Below are 16,468 nucleotides of genomic sequence, written 5' to 3'. Positions count from 1 at the left end.
AAGACTCCGCATGATGAAGGAACCGCAACCTCTTCAGGAATGGCCTTAATGGAGGATCTTGAAGAACCGGCTGAAGCGCACGTTTGCGAACCAGCTGACCGGGTTGAACAGAGAGGCGCCCGGCGTCCACGAGAACATGATGATCTCGGCCTTGCCGACCAGATTTTCGGCCGGGACCATGCCCACGCCCGCCGACATCTCGACACGGCTGTCGATCGAGTTGTCGCGGTTATCGCCCATCATGAAATAATGGCCCGACGGCACTTCATACAGCGGCGTGTCGTCCAGCTCGCCGCCCGGACCGAAGTCCTGCGTCATGAAGGTGCGGCCGCCCGGCAGGGTCTCGCGCAGCTGCGTCACCGAACGGGCGCCGAACATATCGGCCATCTGGGCGCGGCTGACCTCGACGTCCTGAACCGGCGCGCCGTTGATGTAGAGCTTGTTGGCGATCATCTGCACCTTGTCGCCCGGCAGGCCGATCACGCGCTTGATGTAGTCGGTCTTGTTGTCGCGCGGCAGCTTGAACACGGCGATGTCGCCGCGCGCGGGCGCCTTGCCCAGGATGCGGCCGTTGAACACCGGCGGGCTGAACGGGATCGAGTGCTTGGAATAGCCGTACGACCACTTCGACACGACGATGTAGTCGCCTTCGTACAGGTTCGGCTCCATCGAGGCCGACGGGATGGTGAAGGGCTGGAACAGCAGCACACGCAGCACCAGCGCGATCAGCAGAAAGATCGACACGACACGAAGCGTGTCGATCCATTCGGCCAACGCCGTCTGCGATTTACTCATTGTCGGCCCCGATAAAAAACCAGCGATCGCTATCTAGCCGACACCACGCGCCTAAGCCAACGGCACGGCTTCGATCACCACAAAGGCCAGGGCATAGGGGTGTTCGTCGCTGAGGGTCAGGTGGATGCGCGCCTCATGCCCCGGCGGGGTCAGGCGGGTCAGATGCTCGGCCGCGTGGCCGGTCAGGGCCAGGGTCGGCTGGCCGGAAGGCAGGTTCACCACCTCCATGTCGCGCCAGTAGACGTCGGAGCGCATCCCGGTGCCCAGGGCCTTGGCGCAGGCTTCCTTGGCGGCGAACCGCTTGGCGTAGCTCCACGCCGGATCGGCCTTGCGGTCCGAGCGGGCGCGTTCCAGTTCGGTGAAGACACGCTGTTTGAAACGGTCGCCGAAGCGGTCCAGCGACGCCTGAATGCGCCGGATGTCCGACAGGTCGGCGCCGACACCGATGATCACGACACGGCCTCGTCCATCGCCGCGCGCATCCGGCGAATGGCGGCGTCCAGACCAACGAAGACCGCCTCACCGATCAGGAAGTGGCCGATGTTCAGCTCGACGATCTCGCGGATGGCCAGCACATCCCCCGCCGTGGCGAAGTCGAGGCCGTGGCCCGCATGGACCTCCAGCCCCAGAATGTCGGCCTGGGCGGCGGCGGCGGCCAGACGCTCGAACTCGACCGCGCGCTGGGCCGGGTCGGTCAGGTGGCAATAGCGGCCGGTGTGGAACTCGACCACCTGGGCGCCGACGGCGGCGGCGGCCTCGACCTGATCCTCGGACGGTTCGATGAACAGGCTGACGCGGATGCCGGCGTCGGACAGGGCCTTCACCACCGGGGCGATGCGGGCCTCGTGACCGGCGACGGCCAGTCCGCCCTCGGTCGTCACCTCTTCGCGGCGCTCAGGCACCAGACAGGCGGCGTGCGGACGGTGGCGCAGGGCGATGGCCAGCATCTCGTCCGTCACCGCCATCTCGAAGTTCAGCGGCTTGTCCGCGCGGCGGCACAGGGCCGTCAGCACGTCGATGTCGGCGTCGGTGATATGGCGACGATCCTCGCGCAGGTGGGCGGTGATGCCGTCGGCGCCGGCCGCCAGCGCCGCCTCAGCCGCGCGGGCCGGGTCGGGATGAGCGCCGCCGCGCGCGTTACGGACCGTGGCGACGTGGTCGATATTGACGCCCAGACGAACCCACTGACGCTTCATCCCGCCTCTCCGGTCTTGGTCGCTCTACGGCGAACCAAATCGCCCAAAAAGCCAACCAGAACGGCAAGGATCACCAATGCGGACAGTTCGTCGCCGGTAAACACGCCTCGCCGCCATTTTTCCACAAGCACCAAACACGCAGCCCCCAGCAGCATGAAGCGCAAAGCCGAAAGTCCACGCGCCGTCCGCTCGTTAAAAAACAGGCGAAAGGCCAGGCTGTTCCGGTCCGTTATAGGCTGCGACGCCATTTCCTACCCCTTGGACAACCGGCGGCTGCCCGGATCCTCGACCGGCAGGGCGGCCAGTTCCGGCGGCAGGGCGTCGGCCGGATAGGCAGGCACCTCCATCGAGGCCAGAGCGATCAGGGGCACGCCCACATCGACCTTGCCGCCCGAACGATCGACGATGCAGGCCGCGGCGACGACATGGCCGCCCGCCTTCTGGATCGCGGCGATGCATTCGCGCGAGGACAGCCCCGTGGTGACGATGTCCTCGACCATGACGATCTTCTCGCCCGGCTCGACCGAGAAGCCGCGACGCAGTTTGAACTCGCCGCCCTCGCGCTCGACGTACATGGAGCGCACGTTCAGGTGCTTGGCCGTCTCATAGCCGGGGATGATGCCGCCGACGGCGGGCGAGATCGCCGCATCGACCGGGCCGACCGTAGCGATGATCTTTTCGGCCAGCGCCTTGCACAGGCGCTCGCAGCGGGCGCCGTCCATGAAGACCAGGTTCTTCTGCAGGAAGACCGGGCTGTGCAGGCCGGACGAGAGGACGAAATGGCCTTCGCGCAGGGCGCCGGCGTCGCGGAATTCGTTGAGGACGTCTTCAGTGTTCATGAAAGCCGTCCTTAGACCCTGTGACGGCAGCCCTCAACCCGCGCCCTATTTGATGTCGCAGTTGGGCTTCAACCCGCCTTCCAGCAACCGGGTCCACACCGTCTCGGCGTCGTCGGCGAAGGCGAACAGCTCCATGTCCGACGCCTTCACCATGCCGTGCTCGATCAGGGCGTCGAAATTGATCACCGAGCGCCAGTAGGCCTCGTCGAACAGCACGATGGGGATGGGCGGCGCCTTGTCGGTCTGGCGCAGCGTCAGGATCTCGAACAGTTCGTCCAGGGTGCCGAAACCGCCGGGGAAGACCACCAGCGCATTGGCCCGCATGGCCAGGTGCATCTTGCGCATGGCGAAGTAGTGGAACTGGAACGTCAGTTCCGGCGTCGACCACGGGTTCGGGAACTGCTCGTGCGGCAGGGTGACGTTGAAGCCGATGGACGGCGCCCCAGCCTCGTGCGCGCCCTGGTTGGCGGCTTGCATGATGCCCGGCCCGCCGCCCGTGGCGATGACGTTGTCGCGCACCTCGCCGGGCTCGCCGCGGAAGGCGCCGCCGCGTTCGGAGGCGATACGGCCGAACTCGCGCGCCTGTTCGTACCAATAGGCGTGTCGGCCGTCGCCGTTCACGCCCACGCGGGCGCTGCCGAAGACGACGATGGTCGAGCGCACGCCCCACGCCTTCAACGCCTGCTCGGCCTTCTCATACTCCATCAGGAAGCGCACGCCGCGCATCGACTCGCCCAGCAGGAAGTCCTGATCCAGAGCGGCCAGACGATAGGAGGGCGAGGCCATCTGGGCCTCATTGGCGAGCTTTTGTTGTTCGGGAGACATTACGACCTTTGAGAAAACTGATGGCGTCAGCGTCGGCTCAACCGCGCGCGCGATCGACCGTATCGACGTAGGGATTGGCCCTCAGCGCCGCAATGATCATGGTGGCGTGGCGGGCGTCCTCGACCTCCACGTCGATGTTGACGTCATAGAAGTCGTGCTGACGATGGGCCATCGACAGGTTCAGGATGTTGCCGCCCGCCTCGCCGATAATGGAGGCCACCTGCCCCAGCACGCCGCGCGCATTGGTCAGGGTGGCGTGCAGCTTGACCGAGCCGACGGCGCTGCGCTCTGCCTGCGGCGTCCACTGCAGATCCTGCCAGACGGAATCGTCGTCGGCGAAATCGGCCAGAGTCTGGCAGTCGATAGTGTGGACCGTCAGCCCCTTGTCCGGCTCAAGAATGCCGACGATGCGGTCGCCCGGCACGGGCGAACAACACTGGCCGAAATGGATGCTGACGCCGGGCGTCAGACCGCCGCCGCGCACGAACAGACGCGGCGATTCCTCGCCGATGCGCTTGCGCTCCGGCCCGGCCTTCAGTTGCCCCTTCAGCGCCGGGAACAGGGTCTCGGCCACGCGCGTCGCGGTCAGGCGGCCGCGACCGATCGCGTCGAACATGTCTTCTTCCGACGGCATGGCGAAGGTCTTCAGCACCTCCGTCAGCTTGACGTCGGCCAACGACTTGCCCGCCCGCTCCAGCGTCTGCTCCAGCGTCGTCTTGCCCAGACGCACGAACTCCTCGCGCTCCGACGAGCGGATGAATCGACGGATGGCCGAGCGCGCCCGGCCCGTGACGGTCAGGCTGCGCCAGTCGGTGGGCGCCTCGCGCTTGGTCCCGCGGATGATCTCGACCACGTCGCCGTTCTGAAGCGCCGTGCGCATGGGCTTCAGCTCGCCGTTGATTTTGACCCCCACGGCCGTGTCGCCGACCTCGGTGTGGACGGCGTAGGCGAAGTCCAGCGGCATCCCGCCGCGCGGCAGGGTGATCAGCGTCCCCTTGGGCGTGAAGACGAAGACCTGGTCCAGATACATTTCGAGCTTGGCGTGCTCGACCCAGTCCTCGCCCCCCTCCCCGTGTTCGATCACCTGAACCAGATGGCGCAGGTTCAGCAGGGGGTCGCGACCGCCATCGGCCTCCATCGCCTCACGATCGAAGCCGTAGGACTGGTTCTTGTAGCGCCAGTGCGCCGCCACCCCGTCCTCGGCCACGCGGTCCATGGCCTCGGTGCGGATCTGCATCTCGATGCGCAGGCCGCCCGGCCCGACCACCGTGGTGTGCAGGGACCGGTAATTGTTCGACTTCGGCGTCGAGATGAAGTCCTTGAACCGCTCCGGCACCATGGGCCACGCGCGGTGAATGACGCCCAGGGCGCGATAGCAGTCGTCCTCGCTCTCGACGATGACGCGGAAGCCGTAGATGTCCGACAGGGACGAAAAGCCGACCGTCTTGCGCTGCAGCTTGCGCCAGATGGAATAGGGCGTCTTCTCGCGCCCCTTGACCCGTGCCTGGACGCCCGCCTCGGACAGGACGCGCTCGATCTCAGGCGAAACGGCCTCGATGGCGCTGCCGTTCTCGAGCTTCAGGGCTTCCAGACGACGCTGGATGGCGACGCGCGCCGTGGCGTTCAGATGCTCGAACGCCAGCTCCTCCAACTCGGCGGCGATGGAGTGGATGCCGATCGACCGACCCAGCGGCGCATAGACTTCCAGCGTTTCGCGACTGATGCGCTCGCGCTTCTCCGGCTTCACGAAGTGGAGGGTGCGCATGTTGTGCAGACGGTCGGCCAGCTTGACCAGCAGCACCCGCACGTCCCGGCTGATGGCCAGGATGAATTTGCGCAGGTTCTCGGCCTGACGCGTGTGCTCGGCCTGCAGCTCCAGCCGCGACAGCTTGGTGACGCCTTCGACCAGGACGGCGATCTCCTCGCCGAACATCTCGGCGATGTCGTCGCGGGTGGCGGAGGTGTCCTCGACCACGTCGTGCAGCAGGGCGGTGACGATGGTCGCCGTGTCCAGGCGGTAATCCGTCAGAATGCCCGCGACCTGGATCGGGTGGGCGAAATAGGGATCGCCGGAGGCCCGCAGCTGCGAGCCGTGCATCTTCATCGCATAGACATAGGCGCGGTTCAGCAGCGCCTCGTCGGCGGTCGGGTCATAGGCCTTGACCGCCTCGATCAATTCGAACTGGCGCATGATCGGTGCGCGCTTGGTATCAGACAATGCAGGGCCTTCAGACGACTTCGGCGCCGCCTCGGAAAGAGACGACGCCGATGTCTTGTCCTGCAGATTCGCGGCGGGGTCCATCGGCGTGTCCGTCTGAGGTCGCGCCGCCCGTCTTGCTACCTTGGTGACCGGGTCGGCCGTCAGTAGCGCTCCTCCTGGCCCCCGTCGCGGTCGCTTTGCAGCGCGCGGATCAGTTCGGCCTCGGCCATGTTCATGTGCTGCGGCTCGGCCAGCAGGGCCACGACCTCGGCTTCGTCCTCGGCCTCGGTGCGCTCATCGACCCGTTGCAGGGTGGTGATGATGTTCTCGCGCAGTTCGTCCGGGGTGACGGTGTCCTCGGCCAGTTCGCGCAGGGCGACGACCGGGTTCTTGTCGTTGTCGCGGTCCAGCGTCAGCGGGGCGCCGTTGGCGATGTTGCGGGCGCGGTGGCCGGCCAGCAGAACCAGACCAAAGCGGTTCGGCACCTTTTCGATGCAGTCTTCGACAGTGACGCGGGCCATGAATTTCCTCTGGCGGCAGGGAGAACCGCACAAAATATAGGGTGAAAGCCAATTGTGCAACGCCGCGAAGGCGGCATTGAGGCGGTTTTCCGGTCAATCCCGCCGCTTCGACAGCGGATAGGAGATGATCAGAACCAGATCTTCATCCCCCGTCTGGCGAATGCCGACGACATTGCCGTCGTAAAGATAGGCCGCGTCGCCGGGTCCGACAACGGCATCCTCCCCGTCGCTGCTGACCACGCCGACGCCGCTGACGACATAATAGACCTCGTCATGAGCGATGGGATGCAGGCCGATCGAGGCCCCCGGGTGCAGGACCCGCTTGCGGAACTCCATCGCCCGGTTCGGCACGCCGTCGCTGATGCGATAGGCCGTGCTCATGCCCGTCCCGTTATGCGGCGGCGGCTGCATCACGCGGACATCCGCCTCCCGCACGACCCGTCCGACGCCCGCAGGCGGCGAAGCGGGCGTCGCCCCGTCCTGGGCGGCCAGAAGGGCGGCCATCGTCATCAACAGGGCGAGGCTCATGTCATGTCTCCCGGTGTCATCGCCCCACCCTGCCCCGGCGACGCGTCGACATCAATGCGGCAAAGGCCGCGCATCGCGCCCCACGCCGGCGCGCTCCGCCAGGTCCTTCGCCGAGCCGCCGCAGACGGGATGCACCCACTCCGGCGCGACCTCCGCCAGCGGCCCCATGACGAACAGCCGGTCCGCCGCGCGCGGGTGCGGCAGGATCAGCCCGTTCAGATCCCCGCTGAGACGCCCATAGGCGATCAGGTCCAGATCCAGCGTCCGCGGCGCATTGCGCGCCGTCCGCACCCGGCCGAACAGATCCTCGATCCGCCCCAGGGTCCGCATCAGAGTCGGGGCGTCATGGGCGGTGCTGACCACGGCCACGCCGTTCAGGAACGGCGGATCAGTCGGATCGGGCCAGGCTTGCGACGACCACCAGGACGAACGGGCCAGAACATCCACGCCCTCGGCGCGGAACCGGGCCAGCGCCGCCTCCAGCGCCTCGACGCAGGACGACCAATCGCCCTTGTCATTGCAGCCCAGTGCGACGATGACTGCCGCGTCCAGATCGATGTCGGGCCGGGATTCCCCGGCGGCGTCGGTCGGGACCTTCATTTTCTCGACCATATCGACGGACTCATTTTCGTTCATGACCGACCACCCCGACGACCGCATCGCCCTGTTCATCGACGGCGCCAACCTCTATTCGGCGGCGCGCGCCCTGAACTGCGACCTCGACTTCAAGAAGCTCTCCACCTGGTTCGTCGGCGAAGGCCGGCTGGTGCGCGCCTATTATTACACGGCCGTGGTCGAGGGCGAAGAATTCTCGCCTGTCCGCCCCCTCGTCGACTGGCTCGACTACAACGGCTTCACCGTCGTGACCAAGCCGGTGAAGCGCTTCACCGACGCCCAGGGCCATAGCCGCACCAAGGGCAATATGGACATCGAGATCGCCGTCGACATGCTCGAGTTGGCGCCGCGTCTGGATCAGGCGGTGCTGTTCTCGGGCGACGGCGACTTCCGTCGTCTGGTCCAGGCGATGCAGGCCAAGGGCGTGCGCGTCACCGTCGTCTCGACGGTCAAGAGCCAGCCGCCCCAGATATCCGACGACCTGCGCCGCCAGGCTGACGCCTTCATCGATCTGGCCGACATCATGAACCAGGTCGGCAAGCCCAAGGCTCCGATGAATCAAGGCGTGGCCCGCACCCTGGACCGGAGCGACCGCGCGTGAGCCCCCGACTGAGCGCTGAGTTGAATCCCGAGCCGCCCCGCGACTGTCCCCTTTGCCCGCGCCTGGTCGCCTACCGGGCCGAGAACGCGCGCCAGAACCCGGACTGGTGGAACGGCCCGGCGCCCTCCTTCGGCGATCCGGACGCACGGCTGCTGATCGCGGGGTTGGCGCCGGGCCGCACCGGCGCCAATCGGACGGGCCGTCCCTTCACCGGGGACCACGCCGGCTGGCTGCTGTACGACACGCTGAAGAAGACCGGTTTCGCCCAGGGTCGCTATGACCCGAACGGCGACGACGACCTGACGCTGGTCGACTGCATGATCACCAACGCCGTGCGCTGCGCCCCGCCTCAGAACAAGCCGACGGCGACGGAGGAGAATACGTGCCGCCCCTTCCTGGTGGATCGGCTGTCCGCCCTGCCCCGGCTGAAGGTGATCGTGACCCTGGGCGACGTGTCCCGGCGCAGCATCCTGCGCACCCTGGGCTATCCCGGCTCGGCCATTCCCGCCGGGCACGGGATCGAGGGCAAGGTCGGTCCCTACACCCTGATCAACAGCTATCACTGCTCGCGACTGAACACGAACACCGGCCGACTGACCGCCGAGATGTTCGAGGATGTCTTCAGACGCGCCAAAGCCGCGCTGGAGGCCTAAGGCTTCAGCCCCCGGCGATGTCTCCGGCGACCATCACGGGTGCGGCCGGTTCGCGGAAGTAGCGGTCGATGCCCTCGGCGACCGAGCGCATCAGGCGACGGCGGGCGCGTTCGTCGCTCAGGACGCGCTCGTCTTCCGGGTTGGTGATGAAGCCCATCTCCAACAGGACGGCCGGAACGTCAGGCGCCAGCAGCACGGCCAGGCCCGCATCGCGGTGGCTGCGGCGCAGCAGGGGGTGGTTGTCCCCCTCGATATGGGTCAGCAGCACCCGCGCGAACTGGGCCGAGCGGTTCTGGGTGGCGCGCTGGGTCATGTCCAGCAGGATGCGGTCGACCGAGGCGTCGCGACCCGGCAGGCGCAGGTCGCGTTGCCAGTCGTCGCCCTTGGTGAACTCGCGCACGGCGCGACCCGCGCCCTGTTCGGACAGAGTGTAGACGCTGGCGCCGCGCAGCGCCGGGTCCGACCCCGCGTCGGCGTGCAGGGAGATGAACAGATCCGCTCCGGCGTCGCGGGCGATCTGCACCCGACGGCCGTGGATCACATAGACGTCGCCGTCGCGGGTCAGGCGCACGCGATAGCGGCCTGTGCGCTCCAGCGCCGCCTTGAGATCCCGAGCGGCGGCCAGGGTGACGGCCTTTTCCTGAACATGCTGGCCCTGAGCGCCGGGATCGCGGCCGCCGTGGCCGGCGTCGATGACGATCAGAGGCTTCTCGGCGCGGGCCTGTTCGCGACGCGGCGCGGCGACCGGAACCGCCGCAGCGTCGCCCGTGGCCTTCAGGTCGATGACATAGCGATAGTGGTCCACCCCGTCGCCGGGCGGCAGCAGGAAGCGACGCTCGATCTCGGCGCCGCGCGCCAGGTCCAGCCGCACGCGCGACGCGCCTGAGGCCGCGCTGACCTCATATCCGCGCACCAGGCCCGTGCCGCTGCCCTCCAGCCCCCGCGCCGGACTGACGCCCGCCAGGGACAGGATGACCCGTCCAGCCGAACCGTCCTCGATCACCTGACCGCGCGTCGAGCGTCCCAGATCCAGCACCACGCGAGTCCGCTGGGCGTCGCCGCCGAAGCGAAGACGCACGATCTCGCCGTCCGGACCGAAGGCCAGGCCCCGCGTCGCCGTGAACACGACAAGGCAGATGACGACAAACGCCAGGCCGGTCATCGACCATTCGCGCACGCCCCAACGGCTCAGATTGTCACGCCACCGACCCAACATCAGAGGGAAATCGCCCTGCAGTTTAGGGGCCAGCATGACCCCAGGGTTTAAGGATTTCGTTAAGACCTCTTACCGCCTCGGTTCTTTTATTTTCCGCAGCATATGCCTATTATCGGTTCCGCATGCGAACGATCGCGCCGCCCGTCATCTGTTCGGGATCAGGCGCGCCCTCCTCGCGGCGCTGAAACTTTCACCAATTCCGAGGATCGCGCGGCCTGGCCGTCGATCCGGAGATACGGGTTCGGGATGCAGCCTTGATCGGCGCGTTCGGACCCAGGACCGACAACCCAATGGGCCGACCCGCCTGCGCTCCCGAACGGCAAGATCATGCCGCTCTCGCTTTCAGCGAGGGGATGACGCGCGCCCTGGCCCCCATTTCCATTCGGCGAGCCGCCCCTATTCCCGCGACTGCGTTCGCGGCGCACGGCCTGGCGCGCCTGAGAGAGACCTTCAATGTCAAAAACCATGTTGATAGACGCGGCGCACGCGGAAGAAACCCGCGTCGCGATCGTGGACGGCCGCCAGGTTGAGGAATTCGATTTCGAATCCCGCGCGCGGCGCCAGCTTCGCGGCAACATCTATCTCGCCAAGGTCACCCGCGTAGAGCCCAGCCTGCAGGCCGCCTTCGTCGAATACGGCGGCAACCGCCACGGTTTCCTGGCCTTCAACGAAATCCACCCGGATTACTATCAGATCCCCGTCGCCGACCGCGAAGCCATCATGGCCGAAGCGCACGACGACGCGGACGAAGACGATCTGGGCCGTGAATCCGACGACGCCGATTCCGACGGCAAGCTTGCCGACGAGGAACGCCTGAAGCGTCGCCTGATGCGCCGCTACAAGATCCAGGACGTCATCAAGCGTCGCCAGATCCTGCTGGTGCAGGTCGTCAAGGACGAGCGCGGCGCCAAGGGCGCGGCCCTGACCACCTGGCTGTCGCTGGCCGGCCGCTACTGCGTGCTGATGCCGAACACCGGCAAGGGCGGCGGCATCAGCCGCAAGATCACCAACACCTCGGACCGTCGCCGGCTGAAGTCCGCCGCCGCCGCGCTGAAGGTGCCGCAGGGCATGGGCCTGATCATCCGCACGGCGGGCGCCAAGCGCACCCGGGCCGAGATCAAGCGCGACTATGAATATCTGCTGCGCCTGTGGGAGACGATCCGCGAACTGACCCTGCGCTCCAATGCGCCGGCGATGATCCACGAGGAAGAGAACCTGGTCCGCCGCGCCGTGCGCGACATGTACGACAAGGACTTCGACGGCATTCAGGTCGAGGGCGTCGAGGGCTTCAAGCAGGCCCGCGACTTCATGCGCGTGCTGATGCCGTCCCAGGCCAAGAAGATCCACCTCTATCAGGGCTCGCGCCCGCTGTTCGCCTCGAACGGCATCGAAGAGGTGCTGACCCAGATTCACCAGCCGGTCGTGCCGCTGAAGTCGGGCGGCTATCTGGTCATCAACCAGACCGAGGCCCTGGTGGCCATCGACGTGAACTCGGGTCGCGCCACCAAGGAGCGCAACGTCGAGGCCACGGCGACCAAGACCAACATGGAAGCCGCCGTCGAGGCCGCCCGCCAGCTGCGCCTGCGCGACCTGGCCGGTCTGATCGTCATCGACTTCATCGACATGGACGAGGGCAAGAACAACCGCGCGGTCGAGAAGGCCCTCAAGGACGCCCTGGCGAAGGACCGTGCGCGCATCCAGATGGGCCGCATCTCCGGCTTCGGCCTGATGGAGATCAGCCGTCAGCGCCGCCGCCTGGGCGTGATCGAGGGCGCGACCGAGGTCTGCGAATGCTGCCAGGGCGCCGGGCGCGTCCGCTCGGCCGAATCGGCGGCCCTGACCACCCTGCGCGCCGTCGACATCGAGGCCGGCAAGAACGGCGCGGGATCGGTGAACCTGCGCGTCTCGACCGCCGTGGCGCTGTATATCCTGAACCACAAGCGCGAATATCTGCAGTTCCTGCTGGAGCAGCGCGGCCTGAACGTCATCATCCAGATCGACGACAGCCTGGCCCAGGGCGAACACTCGATCGAGCGCACTGAAACAAACGAAGACTTCGTCGCGCCCGAAAGCCACATCGACCTGGCCGACCTCGACGACGGCTTCGACGACAGCGCCTATGACGACGAGGACGAAGACGCCGAGGACGAAGACGACTTCGGCGACGACGAAGACCAGGCCGATCTCGACCACGAGGACGAGGACGACGATGAGGCTCGCGCCCGCTCCGAACAGGACGACGACAGCCGCGGCGGACGTCGCCGTCGCCGTCGCGGCGGTCGCCGTGACGACGAGGCCGAAGCCGCCGCTTCCGACGATGACGACGACAGCCGGGGCGGCCGCCGTCGCCGGGGCCGTCGCGGCGGTCGCCGGATGCGCGAAGAAGGCGAACGCGACGTCTACGCCTGGGTGCGCGGCCGCACGCCGTCGCTGCAGGACCCTTACGTCTGGTTCGATCCGATCAACCCGGCCGCGGCCCGCCCCGAACGCAAGGACGAGCGCCGTTCCGAGGCCGCCGGCGAGGAGACGGCTGAGGACATCAGCCTGGATCAGGTCGCCGCTTCCGAAGAGGGCCGCAACGGCCGTTCGCGCCGTCGTCGCGGACGCGGCCGGGGTCGCGGTCAGGGCGAAATGGCCCACGAAACCAAGGTCGAGGACCGCGCGGTCAACGAGGGGCTGCCGCCCGTCGGCTCGCCCGACACGCCGATCGCCGTGGTGATCGAAGGCGAAACGGCCGAGGCTCCCGCCGCCGAAGCCGCGCCGGCGGTCGAACAGGCCGAAGCGCCCAAGCGTCGCCGCGTGCGCCGCAAGGTCAGCGCCGCCGCCGTGGAAGAGACGCCTGAAACCGCCCCGGCCGAGGTCGAAGCCGAGCCGGTCGCCGCCGAACAGCCGGTGGTGACTGAACTGCCGGTCGTTGCTGAACTGGATGTGCCGCCCGCCGTGGCCGCCCGCGTCGAACAGGCCATCGAGGAAGCCCTCGAAGAGGCCTTGGGCGAAGCGGCTCCGGCCGAAGCCCCGGTCGTCGTCGACGCTGTCGTCGAAGAGGCCGTCGTCCTGGCCGAGCCGGCTGCGGCGCCGACGCCCGAGGTCGACATCGCCGCGATCATCGCCGACGATCCGAACCAGATCGTCGCCCCGCCCGCCAAGCCCAAGCGGGGCTGGTGGCGCCGTTGATCGGACACGATTAAGCTGGAAGCTGCGGGGGAGACTATCGCTCTGGAGTTCGTCATGACCAGGACGCCCCCCGCCGCAACCCGCATCCGGCGCCATCTAGCCGCCGGGCTCGGCGCCCTTGCGGTGCTGGCCTCGGCCGCGTCAGCCCAGGCGCAGAGCCTGATCCGGGACACCGAGATCGAAGGCATCATCCATGAGTGGTCCGAGCCCGTGCTCGACGCCATGGGCCTGGACCCGAACGAGGTCGAGATCCTGCTGGTCAACGACAACGACCTGAACGCCTTCGCCACGCGCGGGCGGATCATGGGGTTGAACACCGGCCTGATCCTGCGGACCAAGAGCCCCAACCAGCTTCTGGGCGTGATCGCCCACGAAGCCGGCCACATCAAGAACCGCCACACCCTGCGCGACGGCGCCCAGAACGCCGGGATGCAGCCGATGATCATGACCATGGCGCTGGGCGCCCTGGCCGCGATCGCGGGCGCGCCGGACGCGGGCGCGGCTCTTTTGGCCTCCAGCCAGTATTTCGGCACGCTCGGCGCCCTGCGCTACATGCAGAGCCAGGAAGGCGAGGCCGACATCACCGGCGCCCGCGCGTTGGAGCGCGCGGGAGAATCCGGACGCGGCATGGTCGAGTTCTTCGAGAATTTCCGCGCGCAGGAAATCTTCTCGGATCAGCGCCGCTATCCCTACTTCCGCAGCCACCCCCTGTCCTCCCAGCGGATCGAGGCCCTGCGCCGCCCCGTCGAGGCCGCCTCCCACTACGACAAGCGCGACAGCGACGAGCGGATGGCCCAGCACGCCCTGGTCGTGGCCAAGATCCGCGCCTTCATGGACGCGCCCAACGCCACCTTGCGCGACTATCCGTCCAGCGACGTCACCCTGCCCGCCCGCTACGCCCGCGCCATCGCCTGGTATCGCGACGGCCAGACGCAGAAGGCGCTGGACGCGGTCGACGTCCTGTTGGCCGAACAGCCCGAAAATCCCTATTTCTGGGAGCTGAAGGGCCAGATCCTGTTCGAGGAAGGCCGCCCGGCCGAAGCCCTGGGCGCGCATGAGAAGTCGGTCGAGCTGAAGCCGGACGCCCCCCTGCTGCGCATCAACCTGGCCCACGCCCTGATCGAGACCAGCGACCCGACCCAGTTGGCCGAGGCCGAGAACCAGCTGAAGCGCGCCCTGGCGCTGGAGCCGGACAACACCATGGGCTGGCGTCTGCTGTCCCAGGCCTACGCCAGCCAGAACAAGGAGGGCGAGGCGCGTCTGGCCTCGGCCGAATACTGGTTCGCCCTGCGCCGCCCGGATCAGGCCGCCCAATTCGCCATGCGCGCCCGCGACATGCTGGACCGCAGCTCCATCGAATGGCGTCGCGCCACCGACATCGTCCTGGCGTCGGGCGCCACCGAAAAGGACATCATCGACGCCGAACGCCGCAACGAGCAGCGCAGCCGCTCCGGCGTCATCCCGCCCGGCGCCTGACGCCCAACCCGCCTTCTCTTTTCGCCTGACGAGACCTTGATGACCGACGACACTCCCCGATCTGGCCAGGAGCCCGACCAGACGGCCGATCAGCCTGCCGTGACGCCGCCTGCCGCCGCCAAGAGCCGGTTCGCTCTGTCAGGAACGGTGCTGGGCGGCGCCGCCGTGGCCATGTCGGCGCTGGCCCTGGCCCTGTCGGCCGCGCCCTATCTGAGCGGCGGTTTCGGCGGCAAGGTGCGCGACTATCTGATCAGCAACCCTCAGGTGCTGGACGAAGTCCTGGCCGCACGCGAGACGATGGAATCCCAGTCGCGCGTCCAGACCATCAACGCCGCCGCCGCCGCCAATCCGGCCCTGCTGGCCGCCGATCCGCGCGATCCGGCCTTTGGTCCCGCGAACGCCAAGGTGACGGTGATCGAATTCTTCGACTTCCGCTGCCCCGGCTGCAAGGCGGTGGCTCATGATTATCGCGCCCTGATGGCCGCCCACCCCGAGGTGCGTTTCGTCTTCAAGGACTGGCCGATTCTGGATCGCGGCGACGACGTGACCTCGCAGTACGCCGCCCGCGCCGCCCTGGCCGCGCATCAGCAGGGCAAGTATCTGGCCGTCTATGACGCCCTGATGGCCGAACGGGCGCTGGATCGCGCCGCCATCGACCGCATCCTGGCCGACAACGGCGTCGACATGGCCAAGGCCAACGCCGCCATCTCGGCCCCCGAGATGACGCGCCACGTCACCGACATCCACACGGCGGCGGCGACGCTGGGCCTGCAGGGCACGCCGACCTTCTTCATCAACGGCGTCGCCAGCCCCGGCATCGACCCGCGCGAGGTCGGCGCCCTGATCGAAGCGGCCAAGAAAAAGGGCTGACCTTCCGGTCAGCCCCCAAGCCGTCTCAGATCAGCCCCGCCAGCGGCGAGGACGGATCGGCGTAGAACCGCTTCTTCATCCGCCCGGCCAGATAGGATTCCCGCCCGGCGATGACCGCGTGCTTCATGGCGCTGGCCATCAGCAGGGGATCGCGCGCCTCGGCGATGGCGGTGTTCATCAGCACGCCGTCGCAGCCCAATTCCATGGCGATGGCGGCGTCGGAGGCCGTGCCCACGCCCGCATCGACCAGCACCGGCACCTTGGACTGCTCGACGATCAGGCGGATGTTGATCGGGTTCTGCACCCCCAGGCCCGAGCCGATCGGCGCGCCCAGCGGCATGATGGCCACGGCGCCCGCGTCCTCCAGCTTGCGCGCATAGACGGGGTCGTCGGTGCAATAGACCATGACCTCGAAGCCCTCGGCGGTCAGCAGCTTCAGCGACCGCAGGGTCTCCTCCATGTCGGGGAACAGGGTCTTGGGATCCGCCAGAACCTCCAGCTTGACCAGGGTCCATCCGCCCGCCTCACGCGCCAGACGCAGGGTCCGCACCGCATCCTCACCGGTGAAGCAGCCCGCCGTGTTCGGCAGATAGGTGTATTTCTTCGGATCGATGAAGTCCGTCAGCACCGGCTGGTTCGGATCGGTCAGGTTCACCCGGCGCACGGCCACGGTGACCATCTCGGCGCCCGAAGCCTCGGCCGCCGCCGCGTTCTGGGCGTAGTCGCGATACTTGCCGGTGCCCACGATCAGGCGCGAGTTGAAGGTGCGGCCGGCGACGGTCCAGCTGTCGGTGCGGGGAGCGGTGTCAGTCATGGTTTAGTGACCTAGCGCCGCCCGCCGCCGGGGGGAAGCGGCGTTGCGGGATTTGATGAGCTATCCCCCCCTCCCGCACATCCCGGCGGACACCGGGATCGAGTACTTTGGCGACAAGTTCGCCCTTCAAAGGTTGCGCGTGAGG

General features: G+C 67.6%; 17 protein-coding genes. 5 read left to right on the top strand and 12 right to left on the bottom strand.

Annotation, left to right across the window (positions count from 1 at the left end):
- Window positions 1-45 precede the first annotated feature (45 nt).
- The 10 genes from lepB to folK form a co-directional block, all read right to left on the bottom strand.
- The gene (gene lepB / locus ACWGL1_RS08350; protein ID WP_452111734.1) at window positions 46-795 is read right to left on the bottom strand and encodes a signal peptidase I; all 750 of its coding nucleotides are present in this window, start codon (window positions 793-795) and stop codon (window positions 46-48) included.
- A 51-nt stretch (window positions 796-846) separates the two neighbouring features.
- Entirely contained in the window at window positions 847-1,248 is a 402-nt protein-coding gene (gene acpS, locus ACWGL1_RS08345; RefSeq protein ID WP_452111733.1) for a holo-ACP synthase, read from the bottom strand.
- The gene (locus ACWGL1_RS08340; protein ID WP_452111732.1) at window positions 1,245-1,991 is read right to left on the bottom strand and encodes a pyridoxine 5'-phosphate synthase; all 747 of its coding nucleotides are present in this window, start codon (window positions 1,989-1,991) and stop codon (window positions 1,245-1,247) included. Before ACWGL1_RS08340 ends, acpS begins: the two co-directional genes overlap by 4 nt.
- Entirely contained in the window at window positions 1,988-2,239 is a 252-nt protein-coding gene (locus ACWGL1_RS08335) for a hypothetical protein (protein ID WP_291774424.1), read from the bottom strand. Before ACWGL1_RS08335 ends, ACWGL1_RS08340 begins: the two co-directional genes overlap by 4 nt.
- 3 nt (window positions 2,240-2,242) lie before the next feature.
- Window positions 2,243-2,830, bottom strand: a complete 588-nt coding sequence (pyrE, locus tag ACWGL1_RS08330; RefSeq protein WP_291774421.1) for an orotate phosphoribosyltransferase — start codon at window positions 2,828-2,830, stop codon at window positions 2,243-2,245.
- Window positions 2,831-2,875: 45 nt separating this feature from the next.
- Window positions 2,876-3,655 (bottom strand): LOG family protein, encoded by a 780-nt coding sequence (locus tag ACWGL1_RS08325; RefSeq protein ID WP_134580523.1) that lies wholly within the window; start codon window positions 3,653-3,655, stop codon window positions 2,876-2,878.
- Between the two features lie 37 nt (window positions 3,656-3,692).
- Complete coding sequence (locus ACWGL1_RS08320; protein ID WP_291774410.1) at window positions 3,693-5,957, bottom strand: RelA/SpoT family protein; 2,265 nt, start codon at window positions 5,955-5,957, stop codon at window positions 3,693-3,695.
- Window positions 5,958-6,016: 59 nt separating this feature from the next.
- Window positions 6,017-6,376 (bottom strand): DNA-directed RNA polymerase subunit omega, encoded by a 360-nt coding sequence (gene rpoZ / locus ACWGL1_RS08315; protein WP_003165386.1) that lies wholly within the window; start codon window positions 6,374-6,376, stop codon window positions 6,017-6,019.
- 93 nt (window positions 6,377-6,469) lie between these two features.
- Window positions 6,470-6,904, bottom strand: a complete 435-nt coding sequence (locus ACWGL1_RS08310) for a cupin domain-containing protein (protein ID WP_452111731.1) — start codon at window positions 6,902-6,904, stop codon at window positions 6,470-6,472.
- A gap of 51 nt (window positions 6,905-6,955) precedes the next feature.
- A complete protein-coding gene (gene folK / locus ACWGL1_RS08305; protein ID WP_291774402.1) occupies window positions 6,956-7,516 on the bottom strand; it encodes a 2-amino-4-hydroxy-6-hydroxymethyldihydropteridine diphosphokinase in 561 nt (186 codons plus the stop codon).
- 22 nt (window positions 7,517-7,538) lie between these two features.
- Between folK and ACWGL1_RS08300 the strand changes: the two genes are divergently transcribed.
- Window positions 7,539-8,120 (top strand): LabA-like NYN domain-containing protein, encoded by a 582-nt coding sequence (locus ACWGL1_RS08300; protein ID WP_291774399.1) that lies wholly within the window; start codon window positions 7,539-7,541, stop codon window positions 8,118-8,120.
- Entirely contained in the window at window positions 8,117-8,773 is a 657-nt protein-coding gene (locus ACWGL1_RS08295; RefSeq protein ID WP_452111730.1) for a uracil-DNA glycosylase, read from the top strand. The genes ACWGL1_RS08300 and ACWGL1_RS08295 overlap by 4 nt, the downstream gene beginning before the upstream one ends.
- Window positions 8,774-8,777: 4 nt before the next feature.
- Here ACWGL1_RS08295 and ACWGL1_RS08290 read toward each other — a convergent pair whose 3' ends face one another.
- Window positions 8,778-9,935 (bottom strand): N-acetylmuramoyl-L-alanine amidase family protein, encoded by a 1,158-nt coding sequence (locus ACWGL1_RS08290; RefSeq protein WP_452111850.1) that lies wholly within the window; start codon window positions 9,933-9,935, stop codon window positions 8,778-8,780.
- 507 nt (window positions 9,936-10,442) lie between these two features.
- On the opposite strand from ACWGL1_RS08290, the gene ACWGL1_RS08285 reads away from it, so the two are divergent.
- From ACWGL1_RS08285 to ACWGL1_RS08275, 3 genes are read left to right on the top strand one after another with little or no spacing between them, the layout of a single operon-like run.
- The gene (locus ACWGL1_RS08285) at window positions 10,443-13,163 is read left to right on the top strand and encodes an Rne/Rng family ribonuclease (RefSeq protein ID WP_452111729.1); all 2,721 of its coding nucleotides are present in this window, start codon (window positions 10,443-10,445) and stop codon (window positions 13,161-13,163) included.
- A gap of 54 nt (window positions 13,164-13,217) precedes the next feature.
- Window positions 13,218-14,639 (top strand): M48 family metalloprotease, encoded by a 1,422-nt coding sequence (locus ACWGL1_RS08280; protein WP_291774390.1) that lies wholly within the window; start codon window positions 13,218-13,220, stop codon window positions 14,637-14,639.
- A 39-nt stretch (window positions 14,640-14,678) separates the two neighbouring features.
- A complete protein-coding gene (locus ACWGL1_RS08275) occupies window positions 14,679-15,509 on the top strand; it encodes a thioredoxin domain-containing protein (protein WP_338578477.1) in 831 nt (276 codons plus the stop codon).
- A gap of 25 nt (window positions 15,510-15,534) precedes the next feature.
- On the opposite strand, the gene ACWGL1_RS08270 is transcribed toward ACWGL1_RS08275, so the two are convergent.
- Window positions 15,535-16,323, bottom strand: coding sequence for a thiazole synthase (locus ACWGL1_RS08270; protein WP_003168099.1), 789 nt, complete (start codon window positions 16,321-16,323; stop codon window positions 15,535-15,537).
- Window positions 16,324-16,468: the final 145 nt, after the last annotated feature.

Source organism: Brevundimonas sp. NPDC055812 (assembly GCF_053616535.1).
Note: the sequence above shows the minus strand (reverse complement) of the source record. Positions and strands in the feature narration are given on the sequence as shown.